30 protein-coding genes are annotated in these 22,381 nt (G+C 36.8%); 5 read left to right on the plus strand and 25 right to left on the minus strand.

Annotation, left to right across the window (positions count from 1 at the left end):
* Positions 1-99: 99 nt before the first annotated feature.
* From DN408_RS10030 to accB, 10 genes are all read right to left on the minus strand, one after another.
* On the minus strand, positions 100-939 hold the full coding sequence (locus DN408_RS10030) for a TlyA family RNA methyltransferase (RefSeq protein WP_002015074.1): 840 nt from the start codon (positions 937-939) through the stop codon (positions 100-102).
* A 3-nt stretch (positions 940-942) separates the two neighbouring features.
* Complete coding sequence (dxs, locus tag DN408_RS10035) at positions 943-2,835, minus strand: 1-deoxy-D-xylulose-5-phosphate synthase (RefSeq protein ID WP_002129043.1); 1,893 nt, start codon at positions 2,833-2,835, stop codon at positions 943-945.
* A gap of 308 nt (positions 2,836-3,143) precedes the next feature.
* Complete coding sequence (ispA, locus tag DN408_RS10040) at positions 3,144-4,037, minus strand: (2E,6E)-farnesyl diphosphate synthase (protein WP_002129045.1); 894 nt, start codon at positions 4,035-4,037, stop codon at positions 3,144-3,146.
* Positions 4,037-4,267, minus strand: a complete 231-nt coding sequence (gene xseB / locus DN408_RS10045) for an exodeoxyribonuclease VII small subunit (protein WP_000428422.1) — start codon at positions 4,265-4,267, stop codon at positions 4,037-4,039. The genes ispA and xseB overlap by 1 nt, the downstream gene beginning before the upstream one ends.
* Positions 4,257-5,615, minus strand: a complete 1,359-nt coding sequence (xseA, locus tag DN408_RS10050; RefSeq protein WP_002015068.1) for an exodeoxyribonuclease VII large subunit — start codon at positions 5,613-5,615, stop codon at positions 4,257-4,259. The genes xseB and xseA overlap by 11 nt, the downstream gene beginning before the upstream one ends.
* A 26-nt stretch (positions 5,616-5,641) precedes the next feature.
* Positions 5,642-6,502 (minus strand): bifunctional methylenetetrahydrofolate dehydrogenase/methenyltetrahydrofolate cyclohydrolase FolD, encoded by an 861-nt coding sequence (folD, locus tag DN408_RS10055; RefSeq protein ID WP_002067081.1) that lies wholly within the window; start codon positions 6,500-6,502, stop codon positions 5,642-5,644.
* A 23-nt stretch (positions 6,503-6,525) separates the two neighbouring features.
* Positions 6,526-6,918: a N utilization substance protein NusB gene (gene nusB / locus DN408_RS10060; RefSeq protein WP_002067080.1), complete on the minus strand. Its 393-nt coding sequence runs from the start codon at positions 6,916-6,918 to the stop codon at positions 6,526-6,528.
* Positions 6,919-7,266: 348 nt separating this feature from the next.
* Positions 7,267-7,659 (minus strand): Asp23/Gls24 family envelope stress response protein, encoded by a 393-nt coding sequence (locus DN408_RS10065; protein WP_000807630.1) that lies wholly within the window; start codon positions 7,657-7,659, stop codon positions 7,267-7,269.
* Positions 7,660-7,681: 22 nt separating this feature from the next.
* A complete protein-coding gene (gene accC, locus DN408_RS10070) occupies positions 7,682-9,034 on the minus strand; it encodes an acetyl-CoA carboxylase biotin carboxylase subunit (RefSeq protein ID WP_002015065.1) in 1,353 nt (450 codons plus the stop codon).
* Positions 9,035-9,050: 16 nt separating this feature from the next.
* Positions 9,051-9,539: an acetyl-CoA carboxylase biotin carboxyl carrier protein gene (accB, locus tag DN408_RS10075; protein WP_002129047.1), complete on the minus strand. Its 489-nt coding sequence runs from the start codon at positions 9,537-9,539 to the stop codon at positions 9,051-9,053.
* 471 nt (positions 9,540-10,010) lie between these two features.
* Between accB and DN408_RS10080 the strand changes: the two genes are divergently transcribed.
* Positions 10,011-10,208: a hypothetical protein gene (locus DN408_RS10080; RefSeq protein WP_012261697.1), complete on the plus strand. Its 198-nt coding sequence runs from the start codon at positions 10,011-10,013 to the stop codon at positions 10,206-10,208.
* A gap of 58 nt (positions 10,209-10,266) precedes the next feature.
* Here DN408_RS10080 and DN408_RS10085 read toward each other — a convergent pair whose 3' ends face one another.
* Genes DN408_RS10085 through DN408_RS10125 form a run of 9 tightly spaced genes read right to left on the minus strand, consistent with a single transcriptional unit; the run spans position 10,267 to position 15,788 of the window.
* Complete coding sequence (locus DN408_RS10085; protein ID WP_002015062.1) at positions 10,267-10,923, minus strand: SpoIIIAH-like family protein; 657 nt, start codon at positions 10,921-10,923, stop codon at positions 10,267-10,269.
* 15 nt (positions 10,924-10,938) lie between these two features.
* Entirely contained in the window at positions 10,939-11,601 is a 663-nt protein-coding gene (spoIIIAG, locus tag DN408_RS10090; protein ID WP_002088572.1) for a stage III sporulation protein AG, read from the minus strand.
* Entirely contained in the window at positions 11,591-12,223 is a 633-nt protein-coding gene (gene spoIIIAF / locus DN408_RS10095; RefSeq protein WP_002015059.1) for a stage III sporulation protein AF, read from the minus strand. Before spoIIIAF ends, spoIIIAG begins: the two co-directional genes overlap by 11 nt.
* 12 nt (positions 12,224-12,235) lie before the next feature.
* The gene (gene spoIIIAE / locus DN408_RS10100; protein WP_002033983.1) at positions 12,236-13,408 is read right to left on the minus strand and encodes a stage III sporulation protein AE; all 1,173 of its coding nucleotides are present in this window, start codon (positions 13,406-13,408) and stop codon (positions 12,236-12,238) included.
* A gap of 10 nt (positions 13,409-13,418) precedes the next feature.
* Positions 13,419-13,802 (minus strand): stage III sporulation protein AD, encoded by a 384-nt coding sequence (spoIIIAD, locus tag DN408_RS10105; RefSeq protein WP_078172833.1) that lies wholly within the window; start codon positions 13,800-13,802, stop codon positions 13,419-13,421.
* A 23-nt stretch (positions 13,803-13,825) separates the two neighbouring features.
* A complete protein-coding gene (gene spoIIIAC / locus DN408_RS10110) occupies positions 13,826-14,029 on the minus strand; it encodes a stage III sporulation protein AC (RefSeq protein ID WP_000020914.1) in 204 nt (67 codons plus the stop codon).
* Between the two features lie 14 nt (positions 14,030-14,043).
* Positions 14,044-14,559, minus strand: a complete 516-nt coding sequence (spoIIIAB, locus tag DN408_RS10115) for a stage III sporulation protein SpoIIIAB (protein ID WP_002088574.1) — start codon at positions 14,557-14,559, stop codon at positions 14,044-14,046.
* Positions 14,553-15,479 (minus strand): stage III sporulation protein AA, encoded by a 927-nt coding sequence (gene spoIIIAA / locus DN408_RS10120; protein WP_002088576.1) that lies wholly within the window; start codon positions 15,477-15,479, stop codon positions 14,553-14,555. Before spoIIIAA ends, spoIIIAB begins: the two co-directional genes overlap by 7 nt.
* Before the next feature lie 27 nt (positions 15,480-15,506).
* Positions 15,507-15,788, minus strand: coding sequence for a YqhV family protein (locus DN408_RS10125; protein ID WP_000816054.1), 282 nt, complete (start codon positions 15,786-15,788; stop codon positions 15,507-15,509).
* A gap of 178 nt (positions 15,789-15,966) precedes the next feature.
* Between DN408_RS10125 and DN408_RS10130 the strand changes: the two genes are divergently transcribed.
* A complete protein-coding gene (locus tag DN408_RS10130) occupies positions 15,967-16,548 on the plus strand; it encodes a GNAT family N-acetyltransferase (RefSeq protein ID WP_002129049.1) in 582 nt (193 codons plus the stop codon).
* Positions 16,529-16,849: a hypothetical protein gene (locus tag DN408_RS10135; protein ID WP_002129051.1), complete on the plus strand. Its 321-nt coding sequence runs from the start codon at positions 16,529-16,531 to the stop codon at positions 16,847-16,849. The genes DN408_RS10130 and DN408_RS10135 overlap by 20 nt, the downstream gene beginning before the upstream one ends.
* 35 nt (positions 16,850-16,884) lie before the next feature.
* On the opposite strand, the gene efp is transcribed toward DN408_RS10135, so the two are convergent.
* The 4 genes from efp to DN408_RS10155 are packed head-to-tail and all read right to left on the minus strand — an operon-like array spanning position 16,885 to position 19,511.
* Positions 16,885-17,442 (minus strand): elongation factor P, encoded by a 558-nt coding sequence (gene efp / locus DN408_RS10140; RefSeq protein ID WP_002129052.1) that lies wholly within the window; start codon positions 17,440-17,442, stop codon positions 16,885-16,887.
* A gap of 21 nt (positions 17,443-17,463) precedes the next feature.
* Entirely contained in the window at positions 17,464-18,525 is a 1,062-nt protein-coding gene (gene pepQ / locus DN408_RS10145) for a Xaa-Pro dipeptidase (protein ID WP_002015050.1), read from the minus strand.
* Between the two features lie 4 nt (positions 18,526-18,529).
* Positions 18,530-18,970 (minus strand): type II 3-dehydroquinate dehydratase, encoded by a 441-nt coding sequence (gene aroQ / locus DN408_RS10150; RefSeq protein ID WP_002015049.1) that lies wholly within the window; start codon positions 18,968-18,970, stop codon positions 18,530-18,532.
* A 55-nt stretch (positions 18,971-19,025) separates the two neighbouring features.
* Positions 19,026-19,511, minus strand: coding sequence for a YqhR family membrane protein (locus DN408_RS10155; RefSeq protein ID WP_002015048.1), 486 nt, complete (start codon positions 19,509-19,511; stop codon positions 19,026-19,028).
* A gap of 244 nt (positions 19,512-19,755) precedes the next feature.
* On the opposite strand from DN408_RS10155, the gene DN408_RS10160 reads away from it, so the two are divergent.
* Together DN408_RS10160 and DN408_RS10165 are read left to right on the plus strand one after the other, a co-directional pair.
* Entirely contained in the window at positions 19,756-20,676 is a 921-nt protein-coding gene (locus tag DN408_RS10160) for a DUF1385 domain-containing protein (RefSeq protein WP_002015047.1), read from the plus strand.
* 79 nt (positions 20,677-20,755) lie between these two features.
* Entirely contained in the window at positions 20,756-21,157 is a 402-nt protein-coding gene (locus DN408_RS10165; protein WP_002129056.1) for an SA1362 family protein, read from the plus strand.
* 78 nt (positions 21,158-21,235) lie between these two features.
* Here DN408_RS10165 and DN408_RS10170 read toward each other — a convergent pair whose 3' ends face one another.
* Positions 21,236-21,883, minus strand: a complete 648-nt coding sequence (locus DN408_RS10170) for an HAD family hydrolase (protein WP_078178177.1) — start codon at positions 21,881-21,883, stop codon at positions 21,236-21,238.
* A gap of 53 nt (positions 21,884-21,936) precedes the next feature.
* The gene (gene mntR, locus DN408_RS10175) at positions 21,937-22,365 is read right to left on the minus strand and encodes a transcriptional regulator MntR (RefSeq protein WP_001143080.1); all 429 of its coding nucleotides are present in this window, start codon (positions 22,363-22,365) and stop codon (positions 21,937-21,939) included.
* Between the last annotated feature and the right edge of the window lie 16 nt (positions 22,366-22,381).

Consider the following 22,381-nt stretch of genomic DNA (forward strand, 5'->3'; position numbering starts at 1 on the left):
GTATACTTCATTTATTTATGTTACCGTATAATCCATTACTTGTACACAATTGTTTTTACAATCATTATACGATTACAACAAAAAGAGGAACAACATATGTTATTCCCCTTTCCCTTTTTGTTTTAGAACATCATGTGCTTCTGTAACAACTTGCTCAATAGAAACCGGAGAATGATTTTCGCCATTCTCACGCTCACCGTGCCACTTTAGATGAATTAAAAATTCAATATTTCCATCCCCGCCTGTAATTGGTGAGAATGTTAAACCTTCGATATTATAGCCTTCCTTAAGGGCAAAATCGACAATCATTTCCACGACAGCTTCATGTACTTTTCTATCACGAACAATGCCTTTTTTCCCGACTTGTTCTCGTCCAGCTTCAAACTGAGGTTTAATCAATGCAGCTACATCACCATTTGGCATAAGCATTGTTTTTAAAACCGGCAATATAAGCCTTAATGATATAAATGAAACATCAATACTTGCAAACTGCGGTAAACCACGCTCTAAATCTGCCGGTGTCACGTAACGGAAGTTCGTTCGTTCCATCACAACAACACGCTCATCTTGACGCAATTTCCACGCAAGTTGATTATATCCTACATCTAATGCGTAGGATAACTTCGCCCCATTTTGAAGCGCACAGTCTGTAAAACCACCAGTTGATGAACCAATATCTATCATAACCTTATCTTGTAAATCAAGTTGAAATGTTTCTAATGCCTTTTCAAGCTTATAACCACCACGGCTTACATACGGCATGACTTGCCCTTTCACCGTAATCTCCGTATCTTGTGAGATTTTCTCCCCTGGCTTATCGAGTCTCATTTCATTCGCATATACAAGACCTGCCATAACAGCACGTTTAGCCTTCTCACGCGTTTCTATAAGTCCTCGCTCTACTAATAGTACATCTACTCTTTCTTTTTTTACGCTCATTTGTTACGCCCTTTTTTGTTTTGATGGAATCATTGTATGAATACGGTCTACAACAGCATCTGTTGTTAAACCAATTTCTTCTAACAGTTTTGTTACACTACCATGCTCTATGAAGCGATCAGGAATACCCATTCGTTCAATTAAAGCACTATGGTATCCGTTCTCAGAAGCAAATTCAACTACTCCCGTTCCAAAGCCACCGATTAAACAAGCCTCTTCAATCGTTAAAATCGGTATATTTTTCCCTAAAAGCTCATGTAAATATGCTTCGTCCATCGGCTTAATAAAGCGAGCATTCACTACTTTCACTGATATTCCAGCTTGTTCAAGACGCTCAGCTGCTTCCATTGCCATCGGGATTGTCGTACCAAACGTTAAAATTGCTGCTTGTGTGCCTTCTTTTAACGTTTCCCATGTACCGATTGGAATCGCCTTTAATTCTTCATCCATTTGAACGCCAAGTCCATTTCCGCGTGCATAACGTAAAGCAATCGGCCCATCTTCGTATTGCATCGCTGTATATACTAAATGTTGACCTTCATTTTCATCTTTCGGCATCATAAGCACCATATTCGGCAAGTGACGTAAAAACGCGATGTCAAATACACCTTGATGCGTTTCACCGTCTGCTCCTACTAATCCAGAGCGATCTATTCCAATAAAAACGTTTAAATTCTGGCGACAAATATCATGAACAACTTGGTCATATGCTCTTTGTAAAAATGTTGAATAAATTGCTAAGAACGGCTTCATCCCTTGTGTTGCCATACCAGCTGCCATTGTTGTAGCATGCTGCTCTGCAATACCTACATCAATCATTCGATCCGGAAATTCTTTTTGGAATTTCTCAAGTTTCGATCCAACAGGCATTGCAGGCGTAATTGCAACGATACGTTCATCCGTTCTCGCTAGCTTAAGCACTGTTTCACTAACAACAGCACTCCATGCTGGTGCAACTTCTTTCGGTTTAACGAAGTCACCTGACTCAATTTTATACGATCCTGTTCCATGCCAAGTTCCAATAACGTCACTTTCAGCTGGTTTATAACCTTTTCCTTTTTTCGTAATAACATGAACAAGTACTGGGCCTTTTGTTTTCTTTGCATATTGCAACGTTTCGAATAACTTTTCATAATCATGCCCATCGACCGGACCTAAATATGTAAAGCCTAATTCTTCAAAAAAGACGCCTGATACTAGTAAATATTTTAGACTATCTTTTATTTTCTCTGCTGTCGCAGCAACTTTCCCGCCGACTGCTGGGATTTTCTTCAATATATACTCTAGTTCATCTTTTACCCAATGGTACTTCCCTGCGGTACGTAAACGACCAAGTACATTATGAAGTGCACCGACGTTTGGTGCAATTGACATTTCATTGTCATTCAAAATAACAATCATGTCCGTTTTTTCATGCCCAATGTGGTTCAATGCCTCTAAAGCCATTCCGCCTGTTAATGCACCATCGCCAATGATTGGTATAACGTATTCTTCCGTTTTCTTTAAATCACGTGCTAGAGCCATTCCCATTGCAGCAGATAACGACGTTGAACTATGACCAGTTTCCCAAACATCATGCTCACTCTCACAGCGTTTTGGAAAACCGCATAGACCTTGGTATTGCCTTAATGTGCCGAATTCTTTCGCACGCCCTGTTAAAATTTTATGTACATAGGATTGATGTCCTACGTCCCATAAAAACTTATCTTTCGGACTATCAAATAATTTATGCAGAGCAATTGTGAGTTCTACTACACCTAAATTAGGTGCAATATGTCCACCTGTTTGAGAGAGCTCTTCAATTAAAAACTTACGAATATCCTCACTCAACCCCTCTAGTTCACTGATAGACATATCTTTCAAAAAACTAGGGTTTTGAATTTGCGTTAGATCCACATGGATCACTCACTTTCATTTCATAATCTGTCAACATGTCAAATATTATAAGAAACATTTACACAACACAAGAAATTATCTTTTCTATTCTTTTTATCTTGTCCTGCTTTCAGAAAACACTTCCATTTTTTCACTTATCATATTATACATCATATTTCTTTACGTGATGAAAAAAATAGCCGCTAACACGAAGTGATAACGGCAATGTAATCTACATATATTTTTGCCAATAACAAGAAAAGAAAAACCTTTTCCTACATTTATATCATAAAATGATGAATGACTCAACAAATGGAAACGCTGTTATATTAGTTATTACGTTTTGCGATTAAATCACAAATAGATAGTAAATATTCATCTTGTAATTGTAAGGAGCTAATAGAAGCTTTTGCTTTTGCAATTTTCTCCTCTAAAATAGATTTTGCTCTATCTACAGTAAATAACGTCGTATATGTGCTCTTCTCGTTGGAAGCATCACTACCAATCGGTTTTCCAATCTCTTCTTCTGTTCCTTCTACATCCAAAATATCATCTCTAATTTGGAAAGCTAGACCGATATATTTCGCAAATGCAAGTAACTTCTCTTCTTGCTCTTCTGTAGCATCAGAAAGTATCGCGCCTGCAAGTACAGCAAACTCAAGCAGTTTACCTGTCTTATGATTATGAATGTACTCTAATTCATTAATTGTAAGTCGTTTTCCTTCAGCTTCCATATCTGCCACTTGTCCAGCAACCATTCCTTCAGGTCCTGCTGCTTTCGCAAGCTCAAGTACAAGTCTTACTTTTTTTTCAGCAGAGATTTCTTTTTGCTCATATGCCATAATAACTTGAAAAGCATATGTCAACAAACCATCTCCCGCTAAAACTGCCATTGCTTCACCAAATACTTTATGATTTGTAGGCTTTCCTCGTCTTAGATCATCATCATCCATACAAGGTAAATCATCATGAATTAACGAATATGTATGAATCATTTCAAGGGCACAAGCTGCACCCACTCCAAGATTTCTTTCTTTCCCAAACGCTTGTAACGTTGCAAATAAAAGTAACGGGCGGAGACGTTTCCCACCCGCTTCCAAAGAATATGCCATCGCTTCACGAAGCACATTTGGACATTGTAATTCATTTGCATAGCTTACAAGCTTTTCTTCTACGAAAGTTTTACTCTCTTTCAAAAAAGCATCAAAAGCTATATGTGTCACTATGCCTCATCTCCTAAAGCAGTAAACGGTTTAAGCTCTCCATCTTCCCCAAGGATAACTGCCATTTGTTCTTGTACATCTTTCAATTTCTCATCACAAAGCTTAGATAATTCCATGCCTTCCTTAAAATAAGAAATTGCTTCCTCTAAAGGTACATCACCTTGTTCAAGCTTAGAAACGAGATGCTCAAGCTGCGAAATTGCTTCTTCAAAGCTTAACTTATTTTCCATTATTCAATTCACGCTCCTCTATGCTTGATACACTACAATCTAGTATTCCATCTTGTAATTGAACCGAAACAGCATCTCCAAGGCTAACATCTTTCACGCTTTTTAATACTTGTTTCTCTTCATCGTATACAAGCCCATACCCTCTCATCATTACTTTAAGCGGGCTTAATACCTCAAGCTTTTGAGCCGCTCTCACAAATACGAACTCCTTCGTTTGAAGTAATGTTTGCATTTCACGTTGCAACTGCTTTTGCAACGTTTCAATTGCCGTTTTCGTTTGTATAATTTTTTGAGATGGGTGGTGCTTTTCTAAATAAAATGAAAGTTGCTTTAATTGATTTACTTTTTTATCTATATAACGCTCTTTCGCTAAAACAAGTTGTTCAAGAGCCCTGTCTAACTGCTCTTCTTTTTGCTCGTACACTTGCCTTGGATAACGGAACGCATAAGATTTTTGTAACACTTGCAGTTTTTCTTCTTTTTTATGTACTCTCTCTCTCATTGCTCTTTGCAATCTCAGAGTTCTTTGTAATACCTTTTCTTGTAACTCTATAGTATTAGGTACCGCCAACTCAGCTGCTGCAGTCGGTGTTGGTGCACGTAAATCCGCGACAAAATCTGCGATTGTAAAATCTGTTTCATGGCCTACAGCCGAAATAATCGGAATCTCACTTGTGAAAATTTCTCTTGCAACTACTTCCTCATTAAAGGCCCATAATTCTTCAATAGAGCCTCCACCACGCCCAACAATTAAAACATCAATATCTCCCATTTCATTCGCTGTACGAATTGCTTGTACAATCGAGGGAGCTGCTGACTCCCCTTGTACAAGTACAGGAAACACAATAACATTTCCAATTGGATAACGACGTTTAATTGTTGTTATAATATCGCGAATTGCTGCTCCTGTTGGCGACGTGATTACACCTATTGTTTTAGCATACGGAGGAATTATTTTTTTATAAACTTGAGAAAACAAGCCCTCTTCCTCTAAACGAACTTTTAATTGCTCATAAGCTAAATGCAAGTTTCCAATTCCGTCAGGCTGCATGTCTTGAATATAAATTTGATAAGAACCACTCGCCTCATAAACAGAAATCTTTCCTTTTACAAGTACTTTCATTCCATTTTCCGGTCTGAATTTAATGTTACGATTATGACCCGCAAACATAACCGCTGCAATTCTTGCATTTTCATCTTTCAATGTAAAATACATATGACCACGACTATGATATTTAAAGTTGGAAATTTCTCCTTTTAACCAAACAGACTGTAAATGCGGATCATACTCTATTTTTGTTTTAATATAGCGTGTTAATGCTGTAACGGTTAAATATTGTTTCTCCATTTCTCTCTCCTCATAGCCGATTCAAATTATTGACAAACAACACCTGCACGCTTTGCAGACTCCACAGTGTTGTGAAGAAGCATTGTAATAGTCATTGGGCCGACTCCTTTTGGCACAGGCGTAATGTAACCTGCAACGTCTAATACATTGTCAAAATCAACATCACCACAAAGTTTGCCTGTTTCTAAACGGTTAACACCAACATCAATTACAACCGCACCCTCTTTAATATAGTCAGCTGTTACCATTTTCGGTCGTCCAACGGCTACGATTAAAATATCAGCTAACTTCGATAATTCTTTTATATTTTGCGTCTTAGAATGACAATATGTGACAGTTGCATTTTCATTTAAAAACAGTTGCCCCACTGGTTTACCAACAATATTACTTCTTCCAATTACAACAACATGCTTTCCAGAAATATCAAGATTCGTTTCTTTTACTAATTCTAAAATGCCATGCGGTGTACATGGAAGGAATGTGTCTTGTCCCGTCATCATACGTCCTACGCTGATTGGGTGAAATCCATCTACATCCTTTTCCGGTGAAATTCTTTCAATGATAGCTTTTTCTTCAATATGTTTTGGTAAAGGTAATTGTACCAATATACCATTAATGCGGTCGTCTCCATTTAAGCGATCGATTTCAGCAAGCAAACGCTCCTCAGTAATCGTTTCAGGAAGTTCTATTAGCTCTGAATAGATTCCTACTTGCTCACAGCCTTTTTCTTTTCCTTTTACATAAGAACGAGATGCTGGATCTTCTCCAACTAAAATAACTGCTAATCCTGGTACAATCCCTTGCTCTTTTAACTTCACAACTTTTTCTTTTAATTGTGCTCGTTTTTTCTCCGCAACTTCATTTCCTTTGATGATTACTGCTACCATTTTAAGTTTCCCCCTTAAAGAAATTACAGTGTATCTTTTATATTAGATAAAACGCCGTTAATAAAACGACGAGATTCCTCATCCCCAAATGTTTTTGCGATTTCAATTGCTTCGTTAATTGTTACATTGTGCGGAATTTCTTCCATGTATTTCATCTCACACACAGCTACACGTAAAATACTGCGATCAACAATACTAATACGCTCAAGCTTCCACTTTTTTAAATTTTGACGAATTGCTGCGTCAATCTCTTCTTTGTTGTCTACAAATCCTACAACAAGTGATTCTAGAAACTCATTTGTTTCTTCGCCTTCATCTAGCGTATTTTCCACCGCTACTTTCGGTTCTAATTCACCTGTAATATCCATTTGGTATAATGCTTGCATTGCTCTTTCTCTAGCCGTCCTACGTTTCATTGTAACTCTCCTTTATACTTCAAGTCTTTCCTTATGTTTTGTTATATTATTATAATTTATAAGCCGTCAATTCACTTACTCTTGCAGTTTTCATTGATTTTCCAACCTTATAATACAATGATAATAACACAATTTATCGTTTCACACACGGGGTACAAGGCTGAAAAATAATAAAAAGATTAACTTCAAGTTCCATATCTTATCACAATGTACGTTTTTTGGAAAAATGAAACATACCGTTTTATTTTTCTTTTTTTTTGAAATAGTATAATAATTAGAGGGTTTTAATTTGTGAAGAAATGAAACGATAAAAAAGATGCCTATTTTACTAGGCACCTTTTTCCACTCTTACACTGGTTCGATTTCTGTTTTTTGTGTTTCGAATGTTACGCCAACGATGTGAACGTTCACTTCTTTTGGCTCAAGTCCTGTCATTGTAAAGAGTGCTTGGCGAATATTGTCTTGAATTTTTTGTGCAACAACCGGAATCGCTACACCAAAATACATCACAACATAAAGGTCAACAATAATATCTTCGTTTGCTAATTCAACCTTTACACCTTTACCATGATTTTTCTTACCTAACTTCTCAACAACATCTGTAGCAAAATTACCACGCATTGCCGCTACACCTTCTACTTCAGCAGCTGCAATACCTGCAATTACTTCGATTACTTCTGGTGCAATTTCTACTTTTCCAAGAGTTGTATCTTGACCCATATCTAACATATGTTCAGCCATGAAAAAAACCTCCTTTAATGTATCACTGCGTCACAAGTTCATGCTCTTCCAAAAATTTCGTGTTAAACTCACCTTTTACAAAATCAGGATGCTCTAGCAATTGCAAATGGAACGGGATTGTTGTATGTACGCCTTCAATGACAAACTCACTGAGCGCTCGCTTCATTTTTGCAATTGCCTCTTCACGTGTTTTTCCGTGAACAATTAATTTAGCAACCATCGAATCATAGAAAGGTGGTATTGAATATCCCGGATATACAGCTGAATCGACGCGAATACCAAATCCGCCTGGTGGTAAGTACATTTCTACTTTACCTGGAGATGGCATAAATTTTTTGGCAGGGTTTTCCGCATTAATTCGACATTCCATTGCCCAACCATTAAATTGTACTTCTTCTTGCTGTAACGATAACTTTTCTCCCGAAGCAACAAGAATTTGTTCTTTAATTAAATCCATCCCTGTTACCATTTCAGTAACTGGATGTTCAACTTGGATTCTCGTATTCATCTCCATGAAATAAAAGCTTTTCGTTTTATATTCATAAATAAACTCAACCGTACCAGCACCTGTATAATCAACCGCTACCGCCGCTTTAACTGCTGCCTCACCCATTTGCTTGCGAATATTCTCATCAAGTGCAGGTGATGGACTTTCTTCTAATAGTTTTTGCAGACGGCGCTGAATTGTACAATCACGCTCTCCTAAATGAATGGCATTTCCATGTGTATCTGCCATTATTTGAATCTCAACATGGCGGAAATCTTCAACGTACTTCTCCAAGTATACACCAGGGTTCCCAAAAGCGGTACTGGCTTCTTGCTGTGTAATTTGAATTCCTTTTACAAGCTCTTCTTCATGGCGCGCAACACGAATACCTTTTCCGCCGCCACCTGCAGTCGCTTTAATGATAACTGGATATCCAAGTTGATTAGCAAGCTCGATCGCTTCTTCGGTATTTTTAATAATCCCTTGTGAACCTGGTACAATCGGAACCCCTGCTTCTTTCATTGTATCACGTGCAACGTCTTTTGTGCCCATCTTTGAAATGGCTTCTGGGCTTGGACCGATAAAAATCAAGTTACACTCACGGCATAATTCTGCAAAATCTGCATTCTCTGCTAAAAATCCATATCCCGGATGAATTGCATCACAACCTGTTAATTTCGCAACACTAATAATGTTCGTCAAATTTAAATAGCTTTCTTTTGAAATCGTTGGTCCAACACAATACGCTTCATCTGCAATTTGCACATGAAGTGACTCTTTGTCTGCTTCTGAATAAATTGCAACTGTTTCAATATCCATTTCTTTACAAGCACGAATAATTCGTACAGCAATTTCCCCACGATTGGCTATTAATACTTTTTTTATCATCACAAAGACTCCCTTATTACGCTTTTACAAGAAATAGCGGTTGTCCATACTCAACAAGCTGTCCATTATTAACAAGAATTTCAACAATTTCGCCCTCTACATCTGCGTCAATTTCGTTAAATAATTTCATAGCCTCAACAATACATACGATAGAATCTTTCGATACTCTGTCCCCAACACTTACATATTGAGGTGTATCAGGCGAAGAAGAGGAATAAAATGTCCCTACCATCGGTGATGTGATTTTATGTAGGTTTTCATTTTGAACAGCTGTCTTCTCTTCTTGTTTTGGCGCTTCTACTTGCGCTGCCGCTACTGCTGTTTCTACTTCGACAGATGCTGCTGGCTGTACTACCTGTTTCGTTACCGGTGCTTGCACAGTAACTACTTCATTACCACGTTTTTTCATTTTGATTGTTGTACCGTCTTTTTTGTATTCAAATTCATCAATATTAGAGCTATCAATTAATTTAATTAATTCACGAACTTCTTGAATTTTAAACATGTAAAATCCACTCCCATACTCTTGTTTGTCCCGTTTTTACAGATTGGCATCAAACTGATTTACTGTAAAAATACGATGCATTCTATTAGAAAATTTATTCCTATGACATTTACTAATAGAAATATTTACTATTCCCATCTTACGCTAAATTTTTTAAACATTCCAATTTATATTTCTTTATTATAAATCGAAATTCCTGTAAAAATATTATTCCACTAAAAAATTATTACCTAGTAATAATACCAAGTTTCACACGAAATTGGCAAGACCACTTCCTAAAAAACATTCTTTACTTTTTCAAAACTGCAAAGTGTAAAAACGTAATTCCCTCAGCATTCTTCATTTTATCTACGGTAAAAAAACATATTTTTACCAAATATTATTTTTTTGTTTACGCGCCGTTCATTCTTCCTTCATAAAAGAATAGTATGTTCAAAGTGTAGCAAATTTATTGTAGTGAGGTGCGGACATATGATATGGCTCATCCTGTTCTTGCCTGCCGTAGTGATTTGGACATTGGTCCTCTTCATTCACGTCAAATCTGGAAAAACTAATCACCATCATCACGAACCATTAATCTTTTACTCACAGCGTATTTCCCCGTTTCCAATTGAAAATACTAAATACAACTGCAAAGATGAAATAGAAAAAAGCTATCGAAAACGATAGCTTTTTTCTATTATTCTTTTATCTAATTTGAAGCAGCAACACCTATTATAATTTCAATTTATTTTACTGATGGATCAAATTTCACACCTACATCTTTTGAACCACCTTCACTTCTTACGAGCTGAATAATTTTATTCGCTTCTTTTTGTGAATGCTTTGCCGATTTAACTGTTACTTTAATGTCCGTTCCATCAGCTCTTACAAGAGCATCCTTATATCCGCCTTGAGATTTAATCACTGTCTCAAGTAATTGTTGCTTCGTTTCCATCGTAGTGATTGCATCAAGATTATCTTTCGCTTTACTCTTTTCTTCTGCTGAAGATTTTGATGACTTCATTACATTTTGTAACTTTTCTTTCTCTACACTACGCTGATCTTCCATTTGCATACGTAGCGCTGTAAAATTCTCATCGCTTGATTGAACTGTTACGCTAGCCTCTTTTTTACTTGTTTCTTTTTTGTCATTCTCTTTTTTGTCTGTTTCTTTATTTGTAGTTTCCTTGCTTGTATTTTCTTTTGTTGTCTCTTTATTTGTAGTTTCTTTCGTTGTTTCTTTTGTAACTGCTTTATCAACACCTTGCTTTTCTTGTCCCATCTTTTCACCCGTTGCCGGTGCTGCTGTATTCATTTTATCAGGAGTTGTTACGTAATAAACAGATAGTACAACCACTAAACTTAACATCGTTAATAGCCAAACCGTTTGTTTTTTTAACACTTTATTTCCTCCCTATCAATTTTTCGGTGATACTGAAACGCGATGAGCTGGTACATCTAATAATCGCGTCACAGCTTCTTTTACCATTGCTTTTATTTGTATATTATCCACTCCCTTTGCTACGACCAGAACACCTCGTACTTTCGGTTTCTCTGTTCGCAAAACAATTGGAGTTTCTTTATCACCTTCACGTATAATGACTGTCTTTTCATCAAGAGACTCGTCTTCTACTTCCCTTTTCCCGCCTGCTTTATCAGTTTCACCTGTCGTTTGTGAACGTTTTACTGTATTTTTCTCGAGTATTTTTTCTTCAGATGAATCTAAGTTCACTTTAATAGTTACATCTTTTACTCCGGCTATCTCTTCTAAAGAAGCTTTCAATTCTTGTTCATACGCTTTTTCGTATTTTTCTACATTTGACATATTATCATTGTTTTTTTGACCGAAAGTTGGTACATCTTTATCTTGGCTTTGACTTGTCTTTTCTTTAAACACAGGCACTTCTTCTTTTTTAGGTGATAAGAAATTACTAGAAAACATAAGCGCAATCCCAAGTATGAGTAGGACAAGCAAAAACTTAGGTGTTACCTTTTTCCCCTTCTCATTACTTTCTTTTCCATCCCCATTTAATAAGTTTCGAAAAAATGAGAACCTCGAATTTTTATCTTTATTGTCCATTTACGCTACCTGTCCTCCCTTCCATCTGAACTTGGATTTGTTTATCCTCTAGTTGCCACCTGCTTGAAAAGAAATCTTTCATTTCTACATTCGTTTCTTCTATTTTTTTTGGAGGTTCTTTCATATTAATTTCAATTGGCTTTACTGTTTCGATTGCATCATTTTTACTACGTTCTTTTTCTTTCAACGTCACAACAACAGATTGAATATCTTTCGCTGACTTTACTTCTTCTGCATGTTCCACTGCGACTATTTGTATTTCAGAGACTGTCATACCATACTTTTTCTCAAACTCTTTTCCTACGTCTTTTTTCATTTTGGTAGCCATCTCTTCTAAACTATATGCACGTGTTAGAGCTTGTATTTCTTTTTTCTTCGAATCTATCGAATTTTTTACAGATCCATCTGCTACGTACTTTTCCTCATTGAAATTTGCGATAACTTCATTTACATCTGTTTGTAACAACTTAAATAGAGGCGTTAAAATTAATACGACTAACAATAGACTTACAACGAATTTAACGTACTTTTGCAAATTTGAATTTGGAAGAATAAGATGAAGCATTGTCGCTAAGAGTAAAAAAACGATAATATTTCTAATCCACTCTGTAACAAATTGCATACTCTTCACCTCCTACCGCATCATGAGAGTAATGTTCCCGGCAGCAATAATAATTGTGATACTTAAAAAGAACATAAATGATACGATAGCTAAGCAAGCAAATACGTAAATGATACTTCGGCCAATGATATCTAAACATTGAATAATTGCTCCTCCGCCTACCGGTTGCAATACTGCTGCTGCGAATTTATAAATAAACGCGATACAAAAAATTTGAATCGCTGGGAAAGCGACAATTAAGCATAAAATAACGAGCCCGATAATTCCGACTGTGTTTTTTAATAATCCAGATGCACTAATAACAGTATCCGCCGCCTCAGTAAACATCCTTCCTACTACAGGAATGAAGTTTCCTGTTACAAATTTAGCCGTTTTCACAGCTATACCATCAGCAACGGCTGACGCTGTTCCCTGTACAGATAATACGCCTAAAAAAACCGTCAAAAAGATACCAATAATCCCAACACTAACGTTTTGCAAAAGCTTGGACAATTTCGTAACTTTATATTGATCACTCATCGTGCTTACAATACTTAATATAGTTGCAAGTAATAAAAGTGGTAGAACGATATAGTTCATAAGAAGCCCACTCGTATTCATTAAGAAAATGATAATCGGATGAAAAAACGATACAGAAACAACACCGCCGCCTGTTGCTATGAGTGCGAGTAAAATTGGTAATAACGCTAGTATGAAATCTACCATTGTTTGTATCGTCTCTCTTGCATATGTCATGACGACATAAAAACTATTTAAAGCGAAAATAATAAGTACCATGTATACGACTGCATCAGCGATTTTACTCACGCTACTCTTTGAAAAAGCAGATTGCAACGATTGCAACAATGCACTGAAAATCGTGAGCATAATGAGCGTTCCAAGTAACTTTCCATTTGCAACAAGCTCATGAAATAAATATTTTAGTAGACCTATCATCCACTCTTTTATGGAGAACTCTTTTTCTCCCTTTACAAACTCCATAAAGCTTCCTTTTTGACTCTCTGGTAAATAGCCTCCATACTTTGTAACAAGCCCGTCCCAAAATTGCTTCACATCTTCAATTCCGAGCTTATCCAATTGTTGATCAACGACGTTTGTTTCTATAGGAGAAGCTTGTACAACAATCGGTAAAGAAAAGAAAAGGAAGCAAGCAAATAATAGCTTAGCTCCAAACTTCCTCAACATTCACTCCCCCTTATCCCGTAGGTAAAAAACCGAGAATTGTTTCAATTACAACCGTCAAAATAGGAATTGCCATGACGAGAATTAAGATTTTCCCAGCTAATTCAATTTTCGAAGCGATTGCACCTTGACCAGCATCCTTTGTAATTTGCGCACCAAACTCAGCGATATAAGCAATCCCTATAATTTTCAATAACGTTTCTACATATACGTTGCTAACCTTCGCTTCACTCGCCACTCTCTCAATCATTTGTAAAATAGAATGAATTTGATCGATTAAGAGAAGAAACATCATGCTACCAATGAACACAATAAATAACGATGTAATACTAGACTTATGCTGATTTAAAACAGCAGCTAAAAATGTAGCAACGAGGCCTAATCCGACAATTTGTATAATTTCGATTCGAACCGCCTCCTTTACTGGAAGAGAAAGACACTTTTAATCTTGTCGAATAGAGTATTAATTAAAAATGCAACATGAAACAAAATAACGACAAAACCGACAAGGATAACCCAATTTGCAATATCCTCTCGCTTTAATTCTTTTAGTACCGTATGAATGAAAGCTAAAACAATGCCGATTCCGGCGATTTGAAATATTAATCCAACATCAATGGACATCGCCTTTCTCCCCCCTATAGCAGTAAAATTACGATAAGTAGCCCTGCTAGTACCCCTAAACTCTTTATCATTTTTTCATATTGTAGTTGTAATGCTTTCGCTTCTCCTTCTTCTCTCTCCAAATGTGTAATACATAAGCGAATATGTTTTTGCTGTGATTCACGATCATGTTGTCCAAGTGTTTCACCAAATTGTTGTAAGATTTCATACTCGGTTTGTTTAAACGCCGTTAACGTCCAGTTCTCCTTCAAACTATCAATCCAAGCTTCTCTAACTGTTTGCTCCCCGTCCTCTAGCCGTTTCGAAAAGCTTTGAAATATCCAATTTAACGGCTTCGGCATTTGTTTGACTAAACGCTCTGCAGCCTCAGATAACGGCGTGTGTCCATACATAATTTCAGCTTCTAATGATTGCAATGCTGCCTTCAATAACCTAAGTTGCCGCGGTCTCTCACTGTACCTTTTAGCGTATGAAAATCCGAAAAAAGTGCTAACAGCAACTATTAATACCGCACCAAATATTTTCACCATACGCCTTGAACCTTTCTATGGGATAATACTGGTTTTCCATCTCTATCTTTCACTTGCATAACTGTTCCTGGCCCTCTCGCTTTTGATAATTCCACAAACCTATCAAATACACCAAGTTCCAGCACCGCCTGTAACGATGGACGTTTCACAACGTCATCATAAGAAAATCCATGCGCACTTATAAAAAGCTGAACACCTGCATGTACCGCCTCCATAATCGCTTCACTATCTTCTTTACGTCCAATTTCATCTACGATTAATATGTCTGGGCTCATAGAACGAATCATCATCATCATTCCTTCAGCTTTTGGACAAGCGTCTAATACATCTACTCGCACGCCAAAGTCATATTGCGGGATTCCTTTCACACAACCCGCAATTTCTGATCGTTCATCAACAATCCCCACTTTACATGAAGGAATTTTCGAAGCACTTACACCTTGACTCATACAGCGTGCTACATCTCTTAAAAGTGTTGTTTTCCCCGTTTGCGGTGGGCCAATTACCATCGTGTTTAACCATCGCGATTCATAAAGATATGGCAGAAGCGGCTCAGCAATCCCTATTTTTTGACGGGCAATACGAATATTAAAAGAAGAGACATCCCGAATCATTTTCACTGCACTTTTTTCTGTAATGACTTTTCCAGCTAGGCCAATTCTATGTCCTCCTCGTAGTGTCACATATCCACGTTTCAATTCCTCTTCCATCGTATAAATTGAGAATTGGCTTAATTTATTCAATAAATGGATCGCATCTTCCGCTGTAGCGATATAGTCATAGAAAAACACTTCTCCATGTGCGATACACTCTAGTGGCCTTCCAATTCGAACGCGAATTTCCTCTAGAGTATCGTATTGTTTACAGCCTTCAACTAACTGTTTCATCGTTTTCGGTAAAACTTCTAATACTTCTTTCATAAGCTTCTCCCCACTATACTCGACTTACTATTTCAACAACGCGATAAAAATGCAGCCAATTCCAAGTGCTAGAAAAAAGAGTTTCAAGAAAGAAATCTCACTTGCTACACTCGCTATGCCAATTGTCATTGTTAAAATTAATACGGTCGGTCCAACAAACGCCAACATACCATTTATAAACAATGCTTTCTTCGCATCATTCACGTAAAGCATAAGCAGAGCGGCGAATATTTCCGCGCTTCCTGAAAACAACCGAAGTAACCCCATAACAAGCACGGATGTTTCCATTGCCGCTAGCCACTGTTTCATTCTCCCACCTTCTCCCATAACAGTTACTACTTCCTTATTCTGAAAAAGAATATATTTGTACAACCATATGCAGAGGTTGTCTATTTCAGAAGTAAAAACATAATTTTTCTCTATCGACTTTATAGAAAACTGAATATTCTCATTAATATATGGTATATTTAATAGAAAAGGAGCATAGATGATGAAGCAAGTTACTTTACTACCACTCGATTTACGATATGCAAATGTGCTTTTTGAGCTATCAAGCAATCCACATGTAAAAAATGCATTAGGGATAAAAGTAGAATCAGTGGAAGATACAAAGGCGTTCATTCTTTTTGCAATTGGAGAGGAACGAAAAAAACACTCCTTATCAAGAGTGATTGTAAGTGAGGAAAATGAAATAATTGGCCTCACGACACTTAAACATATTAATTACGAACAAAAGCACTCACATATTGGAAGTTGGCTCGGCTATCAATATTGGGGAAGAGGATATAACGAATCTGCGAAAAAAGAGATCTTTAAAATCGCTTTTTTAGACTTGCAACTTACATACGTATTTGCCGGTGCTAAAACGAATAACATTCGCTCTTTAAAAGCACAAGAGAAACTATCTTACATTTCATTACATGTGGAAAAACAATTTCCAGACGTACACGCTGCTTTGGAGAAAGAAGTAAAATCACCTTGCGTACTGCATGTTGTATCATGCGAAAAATTTTCAAATTGGTTGGAAGTACAAAATGAGGGGGGAAAATATGAAAGGATTGAAAATTAGTTTAACAATTGTAGTAGAATTAGCTATTATTTATCTTTTTTCAAAAATGGTCGGCTGGTCATTTATGGAGAGCTTTTTCCTTGGCAGTCTAGCAATATTTGCAATTACGTGGTTAATTATTATGAGTACCTTTAGAAATAACAATATGGATCATGCAACGAATAAAACTTTTACCGGTATTGAAACTGGTGAAATACGCCCGTTTCAAATTGTTTTGACTCCATATATTATGGGTACCCTTTCACTCGTCACAGTTAGTTTTGCTATAACTGCAATTTACTATCTGCCCTATTTCCTATAAAAAAAGCACTCGTGATAATCACGAGTGCTTTTCTACTATGCACGAGAAACGTATTTACCTTCACCAGTGTTGATGATAAGCATTTCGCCTTCGTTAATGAAGATTGGTACTTGTACAACAAGACCAGTTTCTAATTTAGCTGGTTTTGTTACGTTAGAAGCTGTGTCACCTTTAATACCAGGCTCTGTTTCTGCAACTTTTAATTCAACTGTGTTCGGAAGTTCAACACCAAGTATTTCATCTTGGTATGTCATAATAGATACTCCCATGTTTTCTTTTAAGAATTTTAATTCACGCTCGATTTGGTTTTCACCAAGTTCGATTTGCTCATAAGTTTCGTTATCCATAAATACGTGAGACTCACCGCTCGCGTATAAGTATTGCATACGACGGTTTTCGATGTGTGCTTTTTCTACTTTTTCACCTGCACGGAATGTTTTCTCTTGAACAGATCCTGTGCGAAGGTTACGTAGTTTAGAGCGAACGAATGCAGCACCTTTACCTGGCTTTACGTGTTGGAAATCCATTACTTGCCAAAGGGCATTGTCCACTGAAATTGTTAAACCTGTACGAAAATCGTTTACTGAAATCATGTAAAAAAATCCTCCTGTGTATTACAAAATAATAAGTTCTTTTGGTGATTTCGTTATTACTTCATTACCTTCACTTGTTACAATGATATCATCTTCAATACGTACCCCGCCAACACCTGGAATATAAATACCTGGTTCTACTGTTACAGCCATACCTGGTTCAAGTACTGTATCAGAACGGAACGCTAAACCTGGTGCTTCATGGATTTCAAGACCGATTCCATGACCAGTAGAGTGTCCGAAGTATTCACCATATCCTTTTTCCGTTATGTAATCACGCGTTAATGCATCAGCCTCACGACCCGTTAAACCAGCTTTAATACCGTTCACACCACGTAGTTGTGCTTCTAAAACAATATTATAAATTTCTTTTAATTTATCAGATGGTTCACCGACTGCAATCGTACGAGTAATATCAGAGCAATATCCTTTGTAATAAGCGCCGAAGTCTAATGTAACGAAATCTCCTTTTTCTATCACTTTTTCAGATGCCACGCCGTGCGGTAATGCCGAACGAAGACCTGAAGCAACGATAATATCAAACGAAGAAGATGTTGCTCCTTGTTTTCTCATGAAAAATTCAAGTTCATTTGACACTTCAATTTCAGATACTCCCGGGCGAATGAATGATAGAATATGCTCAAAGGCAGCATCTGCAATCTGTGCAGCTTCCTTTAATATCTTAATCTCTGAATCAGTCTTTATCAAGCGTAACTTTTCTACAAGCCCAGAAGTTGGGATGAATTCAGCTTCGATCGCTTCATTATGCGTTACGTAAGAGCTATATGTAAGAGTATCTTGCTCAAATCCTAGCTTTTGAATTCCAAGTTCTTTAACTTGTTTCGCAACTTCATCAAGAATTAATCCTGCATGCTGCACTATTTCGTATCCAACCGCTTGCTTACTAGCTTGCTCTACATAACGGAAATCTGTAATAAATAGAGCACGCTCTTTTGAAATTAGTACAACACCAGCTGTTCCTGTGAAATTCGCCATATATCTACGGCTATGTTCATTCGTTAATACGATACCGTCAATACCAGCCTCATCAAACGCACTTCTTAATCTCTCGATCTTTTCCATTACTTTATGCCTCCCTCAATTTCTCCATTAATGCAAATAACGCTAACTTATAGCCATAAAAACCAAATCCAACAATTTGTCCCGCACAAACAGCCGCCGTCACAGATTCGTGACGGAACGATTCACGCTGGTGAATGTTAGAAATATGTACTTCAATAACAGGAATCGAAATGCTCGCAATTGCATCTCGAATCGCATAGCTATAATGCGTAAATGCTCCAGGATTTAAAATGATCCCTTCATATATATCTTCAGCCTCATGAAGACGATCGATAATAGCACCTTCATGATTCGATTGGAAACATTCTAACTCCACTCCCATTTTCTCTGCTTCGTGTTTCATATCTGTTTCAAGCGTCGCTAACGTTCCTTTTCCGTATACATTTACTTCCCTAACGCCAAGGCGATTTAGGTTAGGACCATTTACGAGGAGTAACTTTTTCATTTTCTTAAAACTCCTTAATATTAAAAAATGTCTATACGACATTTTAACATAGGAATCACTTATTTGAATAGTTTGTCTTCTCGACCCCTTCTCCTCTATTTGTATTATTCGATTCGAATGCTACAGAATACGAAATAAAAACACCATATAATATAAAGATACATATTGTCGTTACAATTGTTTCTTTCGGTAAATGGAGTGCACTTTTAATAACAGGTGCCATTAGCCCCATCCCCAAAAATAATAATGCCCACCAAAACAAACCATATAGTACGCCAGGGAATACTCCTTCAAACTTTTTAAAAAGGGCTTTATAGAGAAATGCCACTAAAATTGAAAGAAGTCCCATACAAACGATACCTAGTACATTTCCCCAAACCCCTTCTTTCCAATCTCCAAATGCAAACGGTAAAAGTAAATAGTTAGGTCCAGCTTCTGTAAATGAGAATATATGAAGGAAATACCATATACCTCCCCAAAATAAGCCACCAAATAAACCAATTTGTACAAAGTTTCTTATTGTTGATTGTTCTTGATTCACATTGACACCTCCGCTCACTAGTATGCCCGAAACTATTTTGAGGCATGTTTAAATCCTGCAAAATTTGTCTATAAAAAGAATAAGAAATGTCCGACTCTCGTAACATTTTCCCTTGTCATCTGCCTGTATTTGTCGATAAAATAAAGGAAACTCGGTGATTGTCTTATTTCAAGATGACAAAACCAAGTATGACAATTGCCTCTTTTTCTACATAAGAGAGAAACAAATACAGGTTGGTGTTAACATGGCAGAAGAGTCAAAACAAATATATGGCGGGCAGGCAGTCATAGAAGGAGTTATGTTTGGCGGTAGAGAATATACTGTTACAGCGGTTCGTCGTAAAGATAAATCGATTGAATTTTATCGTTTACCACGCGTTCGTAATAAAGCATTATCTCTACTAAAGAAAATTCCATTTTTACGAGGTATTGCCGCTATTGTGGATGCAAGTGCGAATGGAGCGAAACATTTAAACTTTGCTTCAGAACGATTTGATGTCCACCCAGAAGAAGATGAACAACTTGCAAATAAAAAAGAAGAACAATCAAAATTAACGATGGTATTAGGAGTTGCAGCAGTTGGCGTTTTATCGTTCATATTCGGTAAAGTAATTTTCACAGCAGTTCCTGCACTTTTAGCTGAATTAACGAGACCGATTTTCCCATCTCATACAGGGCAAATCATTGTCGAAAGTGTCATTAAGCTCATGCTATTATTGAGCTATATATACTTCATTTCTTTAACCCCACTTATTAAGCGGGTATTTCAGTACCACGGTGCGGAACATAAAGTAATCAATGCTTACGAGAATAACCTTCCACTGACTGTAGAAAATGTTCAAAAGCAAACTCGCCTCCATTATCGCTGTGGCAGTAGCTTTATAATATTTACAGTCATTATTGGAATGTTTGTTTATTTCCTAGTTCCTACAGATCCACTTTGGGCAAGGGTAGTAAACAGAATTTTATTAATTCCAGTTGTTCTCGGCATTTCTTTTGAAGTATTACAATTTACCAATCGATTACGCGATGTCCCTGTTTTGCGAGTACTTGGATATCCAGGATTATGGCTGCAACTATTAACAACGAAAGAACCAACAGATGATCAAGCGGAAGTTGCAATCGCATCGTTTGAAGAATTATTACGTTTAGAAAACAAACAATAATTATTTAAAAATGGTGTTCAACTCCTTTCCTCATCGTTAATATACTAATTTTAATATATGTTTTTAGGAGGTGTCCCTTATGAACGGTCGTTCGTTTACATTCGCTATATTTGTGCTTATTATCGGATTAGCAATATTCGGCCTTGTTTCATCTGTTATTACAGATCCAATGGGAGTATTGAAAAACATTGGTATCATGTTAGCTGTCGTCGGTATCTTTTACTTACTCTACAAAATGTTTACAAACTCTAGTGGTTCTGCAAATTCGCAAAGCTCATATAAGCGTGCAGCGAAACAATCGAACCGCAAACACGGGAAACAAAATGTAGCACCCCTAAGTAATTCTTTCTTGAAACGAAATGCTTCTGATGACAAGGGGAAAAAGGGTAATTCTCCATCGTTGAAAAGAAAAAGAAAACAATCTCATTTAACTGTCATTGAAGGTAAAAAAAACAAAAAGAAAGACCGTGCTTCCTTTTAGGAAATACGGTCTTTTTTATCTCAATTAGTATGGGCAAATAATCAGTGGGGATGAGAAAAGCCCCGACTGATTAAAGTTTCACTTTATATGTTGAAGTACTTCTTTCAAACTTTTATCTTTCATACTTTCGATACGAAGGTGATGGTTTTCAAATTGTAAATTTCTTGTCACATCATTAGGTACGACGACACATTTTAATCCTGCTGCAATTGCTGCTTTCAATCCATTTAATGAATCTTCAAATACAACAGCTTCCGATGGTTCAACTCCTAATTCTTCTATCGCAGCTTTATAAAGAGCTGGATCTGGTTTTACTTTCTCGACATCTTCTCTCGTTTTAATCACTTCAAAATACTCTCTAATCTGTAACTCTTCTAAAAAAAGAACGACCCACTCTCTAGATGAGCTAGAGGCTAATGCGATTTTTAATCCAAGTTCTTTCGCTTCTTCTAAATATTCTTTTACACCGTCACGTGCTTTCGGTATTTTCATTTTTTCTTTATGTAAAGTTGTTACTTTTTCCTTTAATGTATGCTCATTAAACTTTTCTTTTAATTGCTCTTTTAAATATGCATAAAGCACTTCATCTGTCGTTCCAATACATTTCGCAAATTCCTCTAAAGGTAACTCGCTGCCGTATTCACGAACAGCATCTCTGAAAGAGTGAAACCATATTGTTTCTGTGTCCACAATTAATCCATCAAAATCAAAAATAATCGCTTTCATGATTCTCCCGTCCTTTTCGATTGAAATAAAAAAGGAAACGCCACACGTTCCCCTTAATTACTTTTCTCTTCATTTGCTTTTTGAACACCACGAAGTGTTTCTACTCGAACTTCATCTTGTTCAAAGTATTGTACTAAATCACCGATACGGTCAATTGATTCCCAACTTAAATGATGTTCAATTCCTTCTACATCATTATAAATTTTGCTTTCATCCACACCGATAATGCGCATAAACTGTTCTAACAATTCATGACGATATACGAGACGTTCTCCGATTTTTTTACCTTTTGATGTTAATACAAGCCCTCTATATTTTTCATAAATTAGATATTCGTCTTTGTCTAATTTTTGTACCATTTTTGTTACAGAGGATGGATGTACACTAAGCGCTTCAGCAATATCAGATACACGGGCATAACCCTTTTCATCAATCAACAAATAAATTTGTTCAATATAATCTTCCATACTAGGGGTAGGCATCGGTTTCCTCCATCCA

The organism is Bacillus sp. AR13-1 (assembly GCF_008042285.1).
GTDB lineage: Bacteria > Bacillota > Bacilli > Bacillales > Bacillaceae_G > Bacillus_A > Bacillus_A mycoides.

What these genes read in the sequence shown, in the direction of transcription:
- DN408_RS10030 (WP_002015074.1), bottom strand. Translation starts at nt 939, where the DNA reads ATGAGCGTAAAAAAAGAAAGAGTAGATGTACTATTAGTAGAGCGAGGA.
- xseB (WP_000428422.1), bottom strand. Translation starts at nt 4,267, where the DNA reads ATGGAAAATAAGTTAAGCTTTGAAGAAGCAATTTCGCAGCTTGAGCAT.
- xseA (WP_002015068.1), bottom strand. Translation starts at nt 5,615, where the DNA reads ATGGAGAAACAATATTTAACCGTTACAGCATTAACACGCTATATTAAA.
- folD (WP_002067081.1), bottom strand. Translation starts at nt 6,502, where the DNA reads ATGGTAGCAGTAATCATCAAAGGAAATGAAGTTGCGGAGAAAAAACGA.
- nusB (WP_002067080.1), bottom strand. Translation starts at nt 6,918, where the DNA reads ATGAAACGTAGGACGGCTAGAGAAAGAGCAATGCAAGCATTATACCAA.
- DN408_RS10065 (WP_000807630.1), bottom strand. Translation starts at nt 7,659, where the DNA reads ATGGCTGAACATATGTTAGATATGGGTCAAGATACAACTCTTGGAAAA.
- accC (WP_002015065.1), bottom strand. Translation starts at nt 9,034, where the DNA reads ATGATAAAAAAAGTATTAATAGCCAATCGTGGGGAAATTGCTGTACGA.
- accB (WP_002129047.1), bottom strand. Translation starts at nt 9,539, where the DNA reads ATGTTTAAAATTCAAGAAGTTCGTGAATTAATTAAATTAATTGATAGC.
- DN408_RS10080 (WP_012261697.1), top strand. Translation starts at nt 10,011, where the DNA reads ATGATATGGCTCATCCTGTTCTTGCCTGCCGTAGTGATTTGGACATTG.
- spoIIIAG (WP_002088572.1), bottom strand. Translation starts at nt 11,601, where the DNA reads ATGGACAATAAAGATAAAAATTCGAGGTTCTCATTTTTTCGAAACTTA.
- spoIIIAF (WP_002015059.1), bottom strand. Translation starts at nt 12,223, where the DNA reads ATGCAATTTGTTACAGAGTGGATTAGAAATATTATCGTTTTTTTACTC.
- spoIIIAE (WP_002033983.1), bottom strand. Translation starts at nt 13,408, where the DNA reads ATGTTGAGGAAGTTTGGAGCTAAGCTATTATTTGCTTGCTTCCTTTTC.
- spoIIIAC (WP_000020914.1), bottom strand. Translation starts at nt 14,029, where the DNA reads ATGTCCATTGATGTTGGATTAATATTTCAAATCGCCGGAATCGGCATT.
- spoIIIAB (WP_002088574.1), bottom strand. Translation starts at nt 14,559, where the DNA reads ATGGTGAAAATATTTGGTGCGGTATTAATAGTTGCTGTTAGCACTTTT.
- spoIIIAA (WP_002088576.1), bottom strand. Translation starts at nt 15,479, where the DNA reads ATGAAAGAAGTATTAGAAGTTTTACCGAAAACGATGAAACAGTTAGTT.
- DN408_RS10125 (WP_000816054.1), bottom strand. Translation starts at nt 15,788, where the DNA reads ATGAAACAGTGGCTAGCGGCAATGGAAACATCCGTGCTTGTTATGGGG.
- DN408_RS10130 (WP_002129049.1), top strand. Translation starts at nt 15,967, where the DNA reads ATGATGAAGCAAGTTACTTTACTACCACTCGATTTACGATATGCAAAT.
- DN408_RS10135 (WP_002129051.1), top strand. Translation starts at nt 16,529, where the DNA reads ATGAAAGGATTGAAAATTAGTTTAACAATTGTAGTAGAATTAGCTATT.
- efp (WP_002129052.1), bottom strand. Translation starts at nt 17,442, where the DNA reads ATGATTTCAGTAAACGATTTTCGTACAGGTTTAACAATTTCAGTGGAC.
- pepQ (WP_002015050.1), bottom strand. Translation starts at nt 18,525, where the DNA reads ATGGAAAAGATCGAGAGATTAAGAAGTGCGTTTGATGAGGCTGGTATT.
- aroQ (WP_002015049.1), bottom strand. Translation starts at nt 18,970, where the DNA reads ATGAAAAAGTTACTCCTCGTAAATGGTCCTAACCTAAATCGCCTTGGC.
- DN408_RS10160 (WP_002015047.1), top strand. Translation starts at nt 19,756, where the DNA reads ATGGCAGAAGAGTCAAAACAAATATATGGCGGGCAGGCAGTCATAGAA.
- DN408_RS10165 (WP_002129056.1), top strand. Translation starts at nt 20,756, where the DNA reads ATGAACGGTCGTTCGTTTACATTCGCTATATTTGTGCTTATTATCGGA.
- DN408_RS10170 (WP_078178177.1), bottom strand. Translation starts at nt 21,883, where the DNA reads ATGAAAGCGATTATTTTTGATTTTGATGGATTAATTGTGGACACAGAA.
- mntR (WP_001143080.1), bottom strand. Translation starts at nt 22,365, where the DNA reads ATGCCTACCCCTAGTATGGAAGATTATATTGAACAAATTTATTTGTTG.